Annotated in this window: 14 protein-coding genes, 1 tRNA gene and 1 pseudogene; 6 read left to right on the top strand and 10 right to left on the bottom strand. The window is 74.2% G+C overall.

Translation table 11 applies throughout. The annotated features are described in order from the left end of the window. Window positions 1–610 (top strand): hypothetical protein (locus F8279_RS03845; protein WP_225853110.1); only part of this gene is annotated, 610 nt, incomplete at its 5' end. A gap of 4 nt (window positions 611–614) precedes the next feature. Here F8279_RS03845 and F8279_RS03840 read toward each other — a convergent pair. The 4 genes and pseudogenes from F8279_RS03840 to F8279_RS03825 all read right to left on the bottom strand — a co-directional run. Continuing rightward, on the bottom strand, window positions 615–2,198 hold the full coding sequence (locus tag F8279_RS03840) for an ATP-dependent DNA ligase (protein WP_091423043.1): 1,584 nt from the start codon (window positions 2,196–2,198) through the stop codon (window positions 615–617). A gap of 80 nt (window positions 2,199–2,278) precedes the next feature. Continuing rightward, window positions 2,279–2,485, bottom strand: coding sequence for a hypothetical protein (locus tag F8279_RS03835; RefSeq protein WP_192580616.1), 207 nt, complete (start codon window positions 2,483–2,485; stop codon window positions 2,279–2,281). 78 nt (window positions 2,486–2,563) lie between these two features. Beyond that, complete coding sequence (locus tag F8279_RS03830; protein ID WP_091423041.1) at window positions 2,564–3,928, bottom strand: dipeptidase; 1,365 nt, start codon at window positions 3,926–3,928, stop codon at window positions 2,564–2,566. Beyond that, window positions 3,903–4,603 (bottom strand): annotated as a pseudogene (locus F8279_RS03825) (uridine kinase); the annotation flags it as partial. The pseudogene F8279_RS03825 and the gene F8279_RS03830, both read right to left, overlap by 26 nt. Before the next feature lie 111 nt (window positions 4,604–4,714). Here F8279_RS03825 and F8279_RS03820 point away from each other — a divergent pair. Then, window positions 4,715–5,116, top strand: coding sequence for a rhodanese-like domain-containing protein (locus F8279_RS03820; RefSeq protein WP_151499090.1), 402 nt, complete (start codon window positions 4,715–4,717; stop codon window positions 5,114–5,116). Here F8279_RS03820 and F8279_RS03815 read toward each other — a convergent pair. The 3 genes from F8279_RS03815 to ssb all read right to left on the bottom strand — a co-directional run bounded on the left by F8279_RS03815 (window position 5,110) and on the right by ssb (window position 8,648). Continuing rightward, window positions 5,110–6,654 carry a cobyric acid synthase gene (locus F8279_RS03815; RefSeq protein WP_151499085.1) on the bottom strand — a complete coding sequence of 515 codons (1,545 nt, stop codon included), beginning with the start codon at window positions 6,652–6,654 and terminating at the stop codon, window positions 5,110–5,112. The two genes, F8279_RS03820 and F8279_RS03815, sit on opposite strands and share 7 nt — an antisense overlap. Next, window positions 6,651–7,649 carry a cobalamin biosynthesis protein gene (locus tag F8279_RS03810; protein ID WP_151499089.1) on the bottom strand — a complete coding sequence of 333 codons (999 nt, stop codon included), beginning with the start codon at window positions 7,647–7,649 and terminating at the stop codon, window positions 6,651–6,653. Before F8279_RS03810 ends, F8279_RS03815 begins: the two co-directional genes overlap by 4 nt. A gap of 105 nt (window positions 7,650–7,754) precedes the next feature. Continuing rightward, window positions 7,755–8,648, bottom strand: a complete 894-nt coding sequence (ssb, locus tag F8279_RS03805; protein WP_151499084.1) for a single-stranded DNA-binding protein — start codon at window positions 8,646–8,648, stop codon at window positions 7,755–7,757. A gap of 284 nt (window positions 8,649–8,932) precedes the next feature. Between ssb and F8279_RS03800 the strand changes: the two genes are divergently transcribed. Both F8279_RS03800 and F8279_RS03795 read left to right on the top strand, forming a co-directional pair. Continuing rightward, window positions 8,933–9,343, top strand: a complete 411-nt coding sequence (locus F8279_RS03800) for an HPF/RaiA family ribosome-associated protein (RefSeq protein ID WP_151499083.1) — start codon at window positions 8,933–8,935, stop codon at window positions 9,341–9,343. 77 nt (window positions 9,344–9,420) lie between these two features. Further along, the gene (locus tag F8279_RS03795) at window positions 9,421–10,437 is read left to right on the top strand and encodes an alpha/beta hydrolase (protein WP_192580614.1); all 1,017 of its coding nucleotides are present in this window, start codon (window positions 9,421–9,423) and stop codon (window positions 10,435–10,437) included. Window positions 10,438–10,501: 64 nt separating this feature from the next. Here the strand turns inward: F8279_RS03795 and F8279_RS03790 are convergent, their stop codons facing one another. Then, on the bottom strand, window positions 10,502–11,236 hold the full coding sequence (locus F8279_RS03790) for a hypothetical protein (RefSeq protein WP_151499082.1): 735 nt from the start codon (window positions 11,234–11,236) through the stop codon (window positions 10,502–10,504). 172 nt (window positions 11,237–11,408) lie between these two features. On the opposite strand from F8279_RS03790, the gene F8279_RS03785 reads away from it, so the two are divergent. Continuing rightward, window positions 11,409–11,481: transfer RNA gene (locus F8279_RS03785), tRNA-Arg, on the top strand. A gap of 85 nt (window positions 11,482–11,566) precedes the next feature. On the opposite strand, the gene F8279_RS03780 is transcribed toward F8279_RS03785, so the two are convergent. Continuing rightward, window positions 11,567–12,127: an AAA family ATPase gene (locus F8279_RS03780; protein WP_151499081.1), complete on the bottom strand. Its 561-nt coding sequence runs from the start codon at window positions 12,125–12,127 to the stop codon at window positions 11,567–11,569. 636 nt (window positions 12,128–12,763) lie between these two features. Here F8279_RS03780 and F8279_RS03770 point away from each other — a divergent pair. Next, entirely contained in the window at window positions 12,764–13,405 is a 642-nt protein-coding gene (locus F8279_RS03770; RefSeq protein ID WP_368668737.1) for an NUDIX domain-containing protein, read from the top strand. Here the strand turns inward: F8279_RS03770 and F8279_RS03765 are convergent. After that, window positions 13,359–14,087, bottom strand: a complete 729-nt coding sequence (locus F8279_RS03765) for an SDR family oxidoreductase (RefSeq protein ID WP_151499079.1) — start codon at window positions 14,085–14,087, stop codon at window positions 13,359–13,361. The two genes, F8279_RS03770 and F8279_RS03765, sit on opposite strands and share 47 nt — an antisense overlap. Window positions 14,088–14,132: the final 45 nt, after the last annotated feature.

The raw sequence follows: 14,132 nt of genomic DNA, 5'->3' as shown, positions 1-14,132 counted from the left end.
GAGAACGGCGGCCCCGCCGCACTCCGCGCCGCCGTTCTCCGCCCCGCCGTTCTCCGCCCCGCCGGCCACCGCGCAGTTCCCGGCCGCGCCGCCGTTCTCGGCCGCGCCGCCGTTCTCGGCACCGCCCGCGCAGTTCTCCGCGCCACCTGCGCAGTTCTCCGCGCCGCCGATGCCGCCGGCCGGGGCGGTCGCGCCGTTCCACGGGCCGGCGGGCGCGCCCGGGCCGTACCCGCAGGCCGGGCCGGTGCCACCCGCGCAGTCTGCGGTGGCGGTGCAGATCGCCGAGATCATGGTGACGCCGCCGGTCATCCGCACCCCGGCCGGTGTCCTGCCGCTCGCCGGCGCGTCCTGGTACGTGACCGACTACTGGCAGAAGGAGGAGAAGATCGCCCCGTGGGCCGTCGTCGCCGCGATCCTCGGCTTCTTCTGCCTGACCGTGTTCAGCCTCCTGTTCCTGCTGATCAAGGAGACGCGGCACTACGGCACCGTGCAGGTGACGGTGAGCAGCGGCGGGCACCAGTACGTGGCGCGGATCCCGGTGACCGACCAGTTCCAGGTGCATCAGCTCAACAACCAGGTCAACTACGCCCGGTCGTTGTCGGCCGGCTGAGCCGTCAGCCGGTGACCCGGCCGGCGTGGATCGCGCGGACCGCGTCGATGGTGTCCGCCTCGGCGGCGGTCTTGTCGTCGCGGTAGCGCAGCACGCGCGCGAAGCGCAACGCCATGCCGCCCGGGTACCGGCTGCTGGTCTGCACCCCGTCGAACGCGATCTCGACCACCTGCTCCGGCCGCACCCGCACCACCCAGTCGCCCTTCTCCACGGCGAGCGACAGGAACCGCTCGGTCTGCCAGCGCAACAGCTCGTCGGTGAGCCCCTTGAAGGTCTTGCCGAGCATGACGAACTCACCGGTGCGCGGATCGCGGGCGCCGAGGTGCAGGTTGGACAGCCAGCCCTCCCGCCGGCCGCTGCCCCACTCGACCGCCAGGACCACCAGGTCGAGCGTGTGCCGCGGCTTGACCTTGACCCAGGCCGAGCCGCGCCGGCCGGCGTCGTAGGGCGCGGCCGGGTCCTTGACCACCACGCCCTCCTGCCCGGCGTCGACCGCCGCGGCGAACGCCGTGGCTGCCTGCGCCACGTCGTCCACCTCGACCCGGTCGACGAGCAGCGAGGCGTCGACCGCGCCGGTCAGGGCCGCCCACCGCTCCCGCCCGGGCGCGTCGATCAGGTCGGTGCCGTCGAGGTGCAGCAGGTCGAAGAAGTACGGCGTGAGCACCGGCTCGCCGGTGCGCTCGGCGGCGGCCAGCACGGCGGGCGCGACCTGCGTCGGCCCGGTGGTGCTGGGCGTGGTGCGCCGGGCCGCCCGGCTGGACGTCTCCTGGAACGGCAGCGGCCGGCCGGCGGCGTCGAGCCCGATCGCCTCGCCGTCGAGCACCAGCTCACGGGCGGGAAGCGCGCGGACGGCGGCCACCACCTGGGGCAGCCGGCCGGTGATCTCGTCCAGGCTGCGGGTGAAGACCGCTATGTCCGGGCCGGAGCGGTGCACCTGGATGCGGATGCCGTCGAGCTTGACGTCGACCACCGCCGGCACACCGGTGGCGGTCAGCGCCTCGTCGACCGAGGGCGCGCTCTGCGCCAGCATCGGCGCGAGCGGCCGGCCCACCTGGAGCCCGAACCCGGCCAGCGCGGGGGCGCCCCCGGTGAGCGCTGCCACCGCCACCGCCCGCAGGTCACCGGCGAGCAGCAGGGCCCGCCGGACGGCCGTGACCGGTACGTCGGCGGCGCGCGCGACCGCGTCCGCCAGCAGTCCGGCCTGCGCGCCCTGGCGCAGCTCGCCCCGGAACAGGCCGGTCAGCAGGCGCTGCTCGTCGGCGGTGGCGGCGGCGAAGAGACGACCGACCAGCTCCCGTCGCCGGGCCTGCGAACCGGCCCCGGCGACGCGGGAGATCTCCTCGATCGCCGCGTCGACGGCGGCGACGGTGAGCGTCGGCTCGGCGGCCGGCGGGGGCAGGTCACGCAGGCCCGCCCAGCCGACACCGGTCTGACGTTGGCGCAGCTCACCGGCGAGGTAGCCGGCGCCGGCCGGGATCTCGCCCGGCTCCAGCCCTCGAAGCGCGGCAGCCAGCAGCTCCACCTTGGCCCGTCGGCCGCTGGTGGCTCCGACCGCGGCCGAGGTGGCCGCCAGCTCCGCGAAACGCACGCCCACATCCTGCCAGCCGCGTGTGACATCGGGGCGGATCCGGCGGCCCGGCACACCGCACGGGTGCGCCGGGCCGACGGTCAGGCCGAGACGGGTTCCTCGATGCGCAGGCCGCGCCCGCGCACGCCCTCGGCGACCCGGGTGAGCAGCGCGTCGAGCGTGACCAGGGCGGCGGAGAGCTCGCCGATCTGTTCGTTGAGCGTGTCCTCGGACCACGCGGAGACGTCGACGTCCCCCAGAGCACGGACGGCGGCCTGAAGCCGCTCGATCTCGTCGTTCGTACGCATGTTCGAAAGGCTATAACACCCCGCCCGCCGACACACCACAAACTCCGACATCGGCCCCGAAGTTACGGTTTCGACACCTCAGGCGCGGTTTCCGGCCTCCGCCACCCGGGCCAGCAGCAGCGCCTCGGCCAGGCACACCCGGGCGAACTCGCCCAGGTGCAGGCTCTCGTTCGGCCCGTGCGCCCGCGCGTGCGGGTCCTCCACACCGGTCACCAGGATCGCGGCCTGCGGGAACATCTCCTGGAACGTGGCGATGAACGGGATCGACCCGCCGACCCCGATGTCCACCGGGTCGGTGCCGTCCCAGGCCGTCCGGAACGCCGACCGGGCCGCGTCGAACATCGGCCCGGAGGCGTCGATGACGCAGGGCGCGCCGTCGTGCTCGAACGTCACCGACACCTGCGCGCCCCACGGCGCGTGCCGCTCCAGGTGTGCGGTCAGGGCCGCGTACGCCTTCTTCGGGTCGTCGCCCGGCGCCAGCCGTACGCTCAGCTTCGCCTTCGCGGACGGCACCAGCGCGTTCGGTGCCTCGCCGGTGGCCGGCGCGTCCACGCCGAGGATCGCCAGCGCCGGCTTGGTCCAGAGCCGGTCGGTGATCCGGCCGGTGCCGAACAGCTTCGCGCCGTCGACCAGGCCGGCCTCGGCGCGGAACCGGTCCTCCGGGTAGTCGACGCTGGCGCCCTCGCGGGCGGCCAGCCCGTCCACCGCGACGTCGCCGGCCTCGTCGTGCAGCGTGGCGAGCAGCTTCACCAGCGCGGTGAGCGCGTCCGGTACGGCGCCGCCGAACATGCCGCTGTGCACCGCGTGGTCGAGCGTGCGCACCTCCACGAAGCAGTTGACGATGCCGCGCAGCGACGTGGTCAGCGCCGGCACGCCGACGTCCCAGTTGGTGGAGTCGGCGATCACGATGACGTCCGAGGCCAGGTCGTCGCGGTGCTCGGCGAGCAGCCGCTCCAGCGAGTCCGAGCCGTACTCCTCCTCGCCCTCGATGAACAGCACCACGCCGACCGGGAGCCGGTCGCCGAACGCGCGCAGCGCGGCGACGTGCGCCATGATGCCGGCCTTGTCGTCGGCGGCGCCGCGCCCGTACAGGCGGCCGTCGCGCTCCACCGGCTCGAACGGGTCCGACTCCCACAGCGACAGGTCGCCGACCGGCTGCACGTCGTGGTGCGCGTACATGAGCACGGTGGGGGCGCCGGGCGGGGCCGCCTTCGTACCGATCACGGCCGGCTGGCCGCCGGACCGGACGATCCGCGTGTCGAGGCCGCAGCCGCGCAGCAGCTCCGCCACCGCCTCGGCGGAACGCTCCACGTGCGAGTGGTCGAAGCCCTCGAAGGCGATGCCCGGGATGCGGACGAGTCGCTCGAGGTCGGCACGGACGCCGGGGAGTTCCCGCTCGACGGCGGCCCGCACCTCGGACTCGGAGAGGATCGGAGTGGTCATGACCGGAATCGTATGCCGGGCTTACCCCGCCACGTCGCCCGAGCCCGATCGCCTTCCGGCGCGCACGTAGTAGCGGTCCCCGTCGTGCGGCAGGTCCGGGGCGCCGTCGACGACCAGGTCCACCGCTGCCGCCGTACCGTCGGCGGCGAAGTGCGCCCGCTCCCCCGCGTGCCAGCGGCGCAGCTCCGGCAGGATCTGCTCCCCGTCGCGGGCCAGCGCCCGGCGCAACCGCAGCTCGGCCGGCGCGGTGACCAGCACCGACAGCGTCAGCTCGGGGCGTACCGCGGCGCGGGCGGCGCTCACCCCCTCGACGATCAGCACCGGTCCGGCCGGCACCGGCACCACCCGGTCCAGGAAGCGCCGGCGCACCCAGCTGTAGCGGCGGTACCCGCCCGCCCGGCCGGCCCGCAGCGGGCCGAGCACCTGCTCCTCCAGCCGGGTCCAGAAGCTGAGCTGGTCGTCCCAGCCGTCGAGCAGGTCGTCGGTGCGCACGAGCGGCGGACGGGCACCGCCCGCGTGCGCCGCGAGGGCGTCCGCGAGGCGCGCCGCGAACCGGCTCTTGCCCGCGCCGCTGGGCCCGTCGACTGCGACCAGTCGGGTACGCCCCAACCGCGCCGGCCCGGCCAGCACCCGTTGGGCCAACCCGGAGTACGCCTCGATCACTGCGACGTTCACCCGACCGACGCTAACGTTCCCCCGTCCGCTGGAACCTGGGACCCGGGCGGACCGTTTCACCGAGCGGCGGCTCGGTGCGCTGGGCATCATCGGGGGGTGCTCCATGACGTGATGTGTCCGGGCGTCGACGCCCTCCTGGAACAGGCCCGCGCCGGTCTCCGCCGGCTCACTCCGCACGAGACCGTCGAGGCGGTCCGTGGCGGCGCGCTGCTGATCGACACGCGTACCGAGGCGCAGCGCCGCGAGGAGGGTGAGCTGCCCGGCGCGATCGTCATCGACCGCACGGTGCTGGAGTGGCGGCTCGACCCGGCCAGCGCGTGGCGCATACCTGAGGCCACCGGGTACGACCGCGAGATCGTCGTGGTGTGCCGGGAGGGTTACAGCTCCAGCCTGGCCGCCGCCAGCCTCCAGACGCTGGGGCTGCGGCAGGCCACCGACATGGTCGGCGGGGTGCAGGGCTGGCGGGAGGCCGGGCTGCCGATGTCCGACCGCCCGGCCGACGTGCGCTACTGACCTGGTGGCGCGCCGGGTGGCACGAACGGCAGTCCCGGCGGTGGGCCGGACTCGATCAGCCGCCACAGCGCGTCCGTGTCGAGGTGCTCCTCCACCAGGTCACCCAGCAGGTCCAGCGTCCGCTCCCGGGCCGCCGCGAAGGACGTGTCCGGCGCGACCTTGAAGCCGGTCCGCCCGGCCGCCTCCGCGACCTCGGTCAGGAACCGGCGGCGGAACGCGTCGGAGGAGAAGGCGCCGTGCCAGTGCGTGCCGTAGACGGTGCCGAGGCGCGCGCCCTCGCCGGTGCCGTCGGCGTGGCGCAGCAGCGGCGCGAGGCCCGGGTCGGCGGCGGAGACCCGGCCGTGGTGGATCTCGTAGCCGTGCACCGGTACGTCGCCGGCGGCGGTGCCCTCGGCCCGGCGGACCGTCTTGCGCGGCTCGAAGGTGATCTCGACGGGCAGCAGCCCGAGGCCGGGTACGGTGCCCCGGCGGCTCTCCACCGCATCGTGGATCGCCCGGCCCAGCATCTGGAAGCCGCCGCAGATGCCGAGCAGCGGCCGCTTAGCGGCGGCGTGCGCCCGGACCGCGTCGGCCAGGCCGGTCTCTCGCAGCCAGGCCAGGTCGGCGACTGTCGACTTGGTGCCGGGGAGCACCACCAGGTCGGCGGCGGCCAGTTCAGCCGGCTCGACGGTGAGGCGTACCCGCACACCCGGCTCGGCGGCCAGCGCCTCCACGTCGGTGGCGTTGCTGATCCGGGGCAGCCGGACCACTGCGACGTCGAGCCAGTCGGTGCCCCGGGGCGCGGGTGGTCGGCCGAGCACCCGCCCGTACGCGAGCGAGTCCTCCGCGTCCAGCCACAGGTCCAGCGCCCACGGCACCACCCCGTACGTCGGGCGGCCGGTGACCCGGCGCAGCATGTCCAGCCCCGGCTGGAGCAGCCCGCGGTCGCCCCGGAACTTGTTCACCACGAACCCGGCCACGAGCGCCTGGTCGGCCGCGTCGAGCAGGGCGACGGTGCCGAACATCGAGGCGAACACGCCGCCCCGGTCGATGTCGCCGACCACGATCGTGGGCAGCCCGGCCTGCCGCGCCAGCCCCATGTTGACGTAGTCGCCGTCGCGCAGGTTGATCTCGGCGGGGCTGCCCGCGCCCTCGCAGATCACCACGTCGTACTCGGCCCGCAGCTCGGCCAGCGCCGCGTACGCCGTGGTGGCGAGCCGGGACCGCACCTCGTGGTAGTTGGCGGCGGTGACCGTGTCGACCGCCTCGCCGAGCAGCACCACCTGGCTGGCGTGGTCGCTGCCCGGCTTGAGCAGCACCGGGTTGAAGCGCAGGTCGGCTTCGAGCCCACAGGCGGCGGCCTGCATCGCCTGGGCACGGCCCAGTTCGCCGCCGCGACCGTCCGGGCCGACCACCACGGCGGAGTTGTTCGACATGTTCTGTGCCTTGAACGGCGCGACCCGGACGCCCCGGCGGCGCAGCCAGCGGCAGATGCCGGCGGTGAGCACGCTCTTGCCGGCGTCGGACGTGGTGCCGGCGACCAGCAGCCCGCCGCTCACCGCCCGCTCCCCCGGCGGGCTGCACGCGTGAGGAGGCCCAGCGCGGCCCGCCCGGCGGCCCCGGCCAGGCGGCCGACTGTCACCGGATACAGCGCGGCCAGGCCGAGCGCGGCCACACCCACGGCGCCGGAGATCCGGGCGGCCCGCTTCAGGTGCCGCGCCTCGGGGCGGGGGCCGTCACCGAGGAAGGGCCGGGTCTCGGCGCGGCCGAAGTAGACGTTGCGCCCGCCGAGCCGGACGCCGAGAGCGCCGGCCATGGCCGCCTCGCACTGACCGGCGTTCGGGCTCGGGTGGTCGGCCCGGTCCCGCCGCCACACGTGCCAGGCGGCGGCGCGGTCGCCGTGTGCCACCGGCGCGACGGCCACCGTGAGCAGCCCGGTGAGCCGGGACGGCACCAGGTTCAGCGCGTCGTCCAGCCGGGCCGCCGGGGTGCCGAAGCGGGCGTACCGGGGCGAACGGTGGCCGACCATCGCGTCGAGCGTGTTCGCCGCCCGGTAGCCGAGCAGGCCGGGCAGGCCCGCGACCGCGCCCCAGACCAGCGGGGCGACCACGGCGTCCGAGGTGTTCTCGGCGACCGATTCGACTGTGGCGCGGGCGAGTTCGGGCTCGTCGAGGGCGGACGGATCCCGCCCGCAGAGGTTGCCGAGGCGGGCCCGGGCGGCGGGCAGGTCGGCCCGGCCCAGCGCCCGTGCCATCACCCGGGACTCGTGCCGCAGCGTGCGCCCGCCCAGCACCGTCCAGGTGCCCGCGGCCACCAGCGCGGCCCGGGCCACCGGATGGCGGCGGGTCGCCAGCGCGGCGGCGACGCCGAGCAGGACCGGCGCGCCGACCGCCAGCGCGGCGAACGCGGTGCCGGCCGCCCGGTCGGGGCGGTAGACCCGGCGTTCCAGCGCACCGGCCGCCGTGCCGAAGCCGGCCACCGGATGCCACCGGCGGGGGTCGCCGAGCAGGGCGTCGAGCGCGTAGCCCGCCACCAACCCGGTCGCGTTCGCCATCGCGGTCGCCTGCCGCACCCGTCACCACCTCCGGCCGGCCAGCCTAGTCGTACCGCGGGGTGGTGACGCCGACGTCACCACCCCGCGCCCCCGTCGGACGAAGAGTCAGGCGGGCACCGGGGTACGCCGCCGGCCGCGGCGCCCGGAGGTGGCCCCGGCGGCGCCGCCGGGACTCGCGCCGCCCGGCTCGCCCTCACCCGGTCCACCGACACCCGGGGCGGTGACCTCACCCAGCTCGTCGTCTCCGACCGGGGCCGCCTCGTCGCCCTCCTCGGGGGACAGCTCGTCGTCCTCGGCCGGCAGGCCCGGGCCGGTGCCGGACGGTCCGTCCGCCCGCATGCCCGACGGGCCGACCGGATCGCCCGGCAGGCCGGCGGACGGACCGCCGAACCGGGCGTCCCTGCCGGAGACGGGCTCGCCGGGCCGGTCGTCGAACGGGTCGGGTTCGCCCACCCGCTCGACGGTGCCGACGAGCCCGACCCGGCCGCCCCCGTATTCCGGCGGCGGGAAGTCGTCGTCGAAGGGCCGGTCGTCGAACGTCGCCGGGGCCTGCGCGTCCGGCACCGGCTCGGTCGCCTCGCCGTGCACCCGCTGCTCGGCCTCCGCGTCCTCGACCGTGCTGGTGGCCGCGCGGGGCTGGTTACGCAGGAAGCGGGCGCGGCCCCGGGACAGGTCGTGCCCGACGGCGACCGCCTCCAGCTCGTAGAGCGTGCGGTGGGTGCCCGCCTCGTCGGTCCAGTCCCGGGTGTAGAGGCGGCCGGCGACGATCACCGGATCACCGACCGCCACCGAGGCGGCCACCCCCTCGGCGAGGCGGCGCCAGCAGTTGACGCGGACCCGAAGGCTGTTGCCATCGACCCAGCGGCCGCTGTCGCGGTCGAGCCGGCGGGCGGTCGAGGCGACCTTGAAGTTGGCCACCAGCGTTCCGCTCTGCGTGGTCCGGCGCCACTCCGGCGCGGTCAGCACGTTGCCGACGATCGTCACGTACGTATCGAACATCGCCCCTCCCAGGGATCGCTTGTCCCGGTGAGCGTCGGCCGGTCGCCCCGCCCGGACCACCCGCCGGCCCGGACCTGTGGATGACGAGCCGCCCTGTGGACAACCACCTGATCAAGGTCCCGATCTGCTAGGCCCACCGGCCCTACGGGTCTGACCTGCGTCGACGCATGATCGAAAGGAGCCGGCAGGCAGGCGTTCCGGAATCACGCCGGTTGGGTAAGTACTTGATCAACCGAGAGAAAGGGAGCTCCCATGCTTCTCCGAGACGTCCGCGAGGCAGGGCGATGAGCGCCGTGGCGAACCCCGCGACCGTGGCCGAGTGCCTGCGGGTCGGCGCCGGGTTCTCCCAGGGCGACCGCAACTGGATCGCCGAGCAGTTCGCGACCCTGGACACCCGGCTCGCCGGCTTCCACGCCGACGCCACCGAGCTGGAGGTGTCCGTCAAGGACCGCGAGGCCCGGGGCCAGAAGGTGACCCTGGAGTGCTGGATCGCCGGACGGCAGAAGATCGTCACCACCTCGACCGAGGAGGATCTGCACGCCGCGCTGAACGACGTCCGGGACGACCTGCGCCGCAAGCTCAACGACGCGAAGACCCGGCAGGAGCCGCGCAACAACAAGCACCTGCGCGCCGTCGACCAGCCCGAGGGTGCACCGTTGCAGGACGCAGAGCGCGAGGACGCCGAAACCGCCTGAGGCCGCATGCCCCCGTCCGTCCGGTGCGGGCGGGCGGGGGCTACCGCCGGGTAGCACGGCGGCGTACCGTCGCGGTCGTGGAACCGGACGTGCTGGGCGCCCCATACGAGCGGCGGACGATCGACCTGGGCACCGACGACGAGGGGCCGGTGGTCGCGACCCTGGTGCGGCGGCGGGCCGACCGCCCGACCGGCCGCGCGGTGCTGTACGTGCACGGCTTCGTCGACTACTTCTTCCAGACCCACGTGGCCGACTTCTTCGCCGAGCGCGGCTGGGACTTCTACGCGCTCGACCTGCGCAAGTACGGCCGCAGCCTGCTCCCGCACCAGACCCCGAACTTCTGCCGCGACCTGAGCGACTACTTCCCCGAGCTGGACGCCGCCGCGGAGATCATCCGCGCCGAGGAGGGGCACGACACCCTGCTCGCCATGGGCCACTCGACCGGGGGCCTGATCATCTCGCTCTGGGCGAACGACCGCCGCGACGCCGGCCTGGTCGACGGCATCGTGCTCAACAGCCCCTTCTTCGACATCAACGCGCCCTGGATGGTCCGCCGGCCCCTCGCGGCCGCCGTCTCCCGCCTGGGCCGCAGGGCGCCGCAGCGTGTGCTGCCGTTCGGGCTGGGCACGGTGTACGGCGAGAGCCTGCACGCCGACCACCGGGGCGAGTGGCGGTACGACCTGGCCTGGAAGCCGCTCGCCGGGTTCCCGGTCCGGGCCGGCTGGATCAACGCGATCCGCGCCGGTCAGCGCCGACTGCGGGCCGGGCTGGACATCCCGGTGCCGGTGCTGCTCGCCTGCTCCACGCGCAGCTTCCGGGGCACGAAGTGGCACGACAGCGCCACCGGCGCCGACGCGGTGCTCGACGTCGAGCACATGGTGCGCTGGGCGCCCCGCCTCGGCCGGCACGTCACCCTGGCCCGCTTCGACGGCGGGCTGCACGACCTCACGCTGTCCAGTCCCGGCGTACGCGAAAAGGTCTTCGCGGAGGTCGGACGGTGGGCGGAGGGATTCCTGCGCGCCGGGCCGACCGAGCCGGAGCCCACGACACCGCCGGCCCCGCGGCGGCCGGCCGACGCGACCGCCGAGGGCTGAGGCCGGTCCGTCCCGCCGCCGGGACGCCCGGCCCAGTCGGCCGCCCCGCCGCCGGACGGCCGGTTCAGTCGGCGACGACCGCCGTGAGCGCGGCGCGGATCCGGTCGAAGGTGGCGATCGGATGGCCACCGGCCTGCGGCGGCAGCACCACGCCGAGGCAGCGCAACGCGGGCCCGCCGTCCGGTCCGGCCTCGACCGCGAACACCGGCGCGCCCACGTAGCCTGCGGGCAGCTCCGTGGTGACCCGCACCTCGCCGCCGTCCCGGGCGACCCGCTCGACCACCGCCTCCAACGGCCGCGACCCGCCGTCGCCGACGCCCAGGGCCAGCACGAACGCCGAGGCGGGCGCCGCGCCGATCCGGGCGACCGAGTCGGCCGGCGCGGCCACCGCCTCGGTGACATGCTGGGTACGCCAGCGCCAGCCCCGGTCGTCGGCCCAGCCGTGCAGTCCGCCGGTCGGCATCGCGGCGAGCCCCAGTTCCGGCAGGTGCAGCCAGTGGTCGGCGAAACCGGGCAGGTCGATCGGCTCGTCCGCCCCCTCGGCCGGTTCGGTGACGCTCGGCCGCAACCCGATCTCGCCGTACGCGCGGCCGGTGAGCGCGTCGGCGGTGAGCAGCCACTCGTGCGCGATCTCGCCGTCGTCGGTGGCGCCGACCAGCTCGCTGTAGAAGAAGGCGGTGCCGAGGACGCCGGGCGGTGTGCCCGGTCCGTCCGAGCCGGTGAGGGGCAGGATGGCCCGCCCGAGGAGCTGACACAGCTCGAAGACGATCTCGTTCTCGGTTTCCTGGTCGAGCAGCATCCGACGAGGGTACGGATCGCGTCCCGCCCGGCCCGCGCCGGACCCGCCGGAACTGTGGTGCCGGTCCGGGCCCCGGCGTGGGACGCTGACGGGCGGAACGGACGCGCCGACCCGTACCCCCGGGCACGCCGGGAGCGGCGGTACCCTCTTGGCGCGACGACCGTCGGCGCGCGCGCCCGTAGCTCAGCGGATAGAGCAGGGGACTTCTAATCCCAAGGCCGCAGGTTCGAATCCTGCCGGGCGCACCCTCACCACCCAGGTCAACGGGTTGTGGCCTCCGGTCGAGACGATCACCCACGGCCCGTACAGCGGTGGCCGCAGCAACGACCGTCAGTAGCAGTCTTCAGGTCTCGCCACGACAGTGCCTGAACCGCAGCCGGTAGCTCGGAGGACGATCTGCCGGGCTGCTTGGGCGGGCGTGAGGTGCGTGGTGTCGACGACCTCGGCCTCGGCATGCAGCCACGTGCGGGCCGCCTCGGCGTAGGGCTCGAGGTACTTGAGGCGGAACGGGGAGGGGACGGGGTGTTCCCTCTCGATACGCCTGCGGAGGGTGTCCTGGTCAGCGTGGAGAACGAAATGCCTTACCGGTATGGCGTGTTGGGCAAGGCCCCCGCTGATCTCGCGCCAGTACTGCTCCACCAGGACGGTCATGGGCATCACCAGCACGCCGCCGGTGTAGTCGAGCACGCGGCGGGCGGTTTCGACGACGAGCTGCCGCCACGGCGGCCAGTGCTGGAAGTTGTCCGTCGCGGGCAACCCCGGCGTGATGTCCATGAGTGCCTCGCCGACCTTCTCGGCGTCGAACACCCGTGAATCCGGGATCAGTTGTTGCACGAGCACACTGGTCGTCGTCTTGCCCGCGCCGTGGGTGCCGTTGAGCCATACGATCACGGGGCACGTTAACGCGGGCGAGCAACCGGGCGGCGTTGACGTGGCCCCGGCTGAACGTCGGGTAAGTGGGCGCTTGGCGCAGGCCACTACGCTCCACACCAGAACTGTGGGACTCGACTCTCCACCTCCCGGGCTTGGAGGCAGTGGTGCCGGTCGTGCTCGGGCCATACCCGCTGTGTCCGACGTGCCAGAAGACGAACGGCGGCCTCATCGCCGCCAAGCACCGCCAGATTCACCTCCGGGCGCACGGCAGGGAGGCGTGTGTCGATGCGGGCCTTGCCGGACTCCTGGCCAGCCTCTGGGCTGTCTGCGACACGCGTAGCTGTTGCGAGAACGACCGCGGGCGGGCGTACGTCGTACCGACCGCGGATACCTGTGACGCAGCAGAACACCTGCTGACCAGACTCGGACTGCGCCCGACGAATCTCGACGGGACCCTCTATTTCCACAAGCCCAGCTCATTTCGGCTGGACGACGCCGCCCAGGTGCGACGCGTGCTCGAACGACCAGGCGGTGCCCACTCGCGCTGGCGGGTGAACGAGAACGGGGTGTTCGAACCCGTCCGCCACGAAGACGGATCCGCCGGCCCTGACGCCGGTCCATGACGAGCGTCCTCCCAGCGGCTACCGTGCCCTGATGGCCGTCTCGCCGTACGTGGCCCGGCTGCGGGCGGTGATCGGCCACGAGTTGATCCAGATGCCGTCGGTGTCGGTCGTCGTCGTCGACGACCGCGCACGGATCCTGCTGGTACGTCATGCCGAGGACGGGAACGGGTGGGCGGTGCCCGGCGGCGCGGTCGACATCGGAGAGTCCCCGGCCCAGGCGGCCGTGCGTGAGATCCGCGAGGAGATCGGCGTTCGGATCAGCCGGCCACGGCTGCTGGACGTTCTCGGCGGCCCCGACTACGAGGTGACCTACCCGAACGGCGACCGCGTCGCCTACGTCACCGCGGTCTACCAGGCGATCATCGCCGACGGAGAGCCGGTCCCGACCACGAGGAGATCAGCGAGCTGGACTGGTTCACCCCACCGCAGCTGGCCGGTGCCGATCTCAACCGCTTCTCCCGGGCTCTGCTGCGGGCCACCGGCCACTTGGCCGGGTGACGGCGACCGCTTCGCGCAGCGACTCCGGCCGACGACGGCCGACGGCTCGCGTCGAAGGCGGCCAGGGCCGGGAGAGTACAGCCGGGCCCGTACGCGAGTACGACCAGCGGACGGCCCGGCTGAACAACTCAGGCCGCCGTCAGCGCCGCCAGGGCACGGTCCATCGCGGCGTTGAACTCCTCCGGTGTCAGCGTCAGCCGGGCCTTGACGTCGCGGCTCCACTGGTCGGCGAGGACCTCGGCGGAACCCGCCTCGACGCCGTCGAGCGCCGCGTCGGCCAGGTCCGACGGCGCGATCTTGTCCACGGGCCAGCCCGCGGACATGTCGGTGTCGGCCAGGCCGAGGTGCACCGCCGTCACGAGCGTGCCCTGGTCGGCGAGTTCCAGGCGTACGCCGTTCGTCATCGCCCACGCGGCAGCCTTGGTCAGGTGGTACGCGCCGGCACCCCGGCCCCCGAACCACGACATGGCGGAGAGCACGTTCACGATCGCGCCTCCGCCGTTGCGGGCGAGCGCCGGCGCGAAGGCCCGGATCATCTCCAGGTGGCCGAGCACGTTGGTCTCCACCTCGTGCCGCACCGCTTCCAGCGAACCGGTCACCAGGTCGGTTCCGGTTTGGATTCCCGCGTTGTTGACGAGCAGCGTGACGTCCGGGGCGGCAGCGGCGACGGCACGTACTGATGCGGGACTGGTGATGTCGAGCGGCAGCACCTCGACCCCGGGCAGGTCGACCGTCTCCGGCCGCCGGGCCGTCGCGTAGACCTTGCGGGCGCCGCGTTCGAGCAGGCGCTGGGCGAAGGCGCGGCCCAGGCCGCGGTTGGCTCCGGTGACGAGCGCGATCGAGTCGTTGATGTCCATGCCAGGTACGCTAAAACCTGACGTTGACGTCAGAGGCAAGTGCTG

Source organism: Micromonospora sp. AMSO1212t (assembly GCF_008868145.1).
GTDB classification, from domain to species: domain Bacteria; phylum Actinomycetota; class Actinomycetes; order Mycobacteriales; family Micromonosporaceae; genus Micromonospora; species Micromonospora tulbaghiae.
Note: the sequence above shows the minus strand (reverse complement) of the source record. Positions and strands in the feature narration are given on the sequence as shown.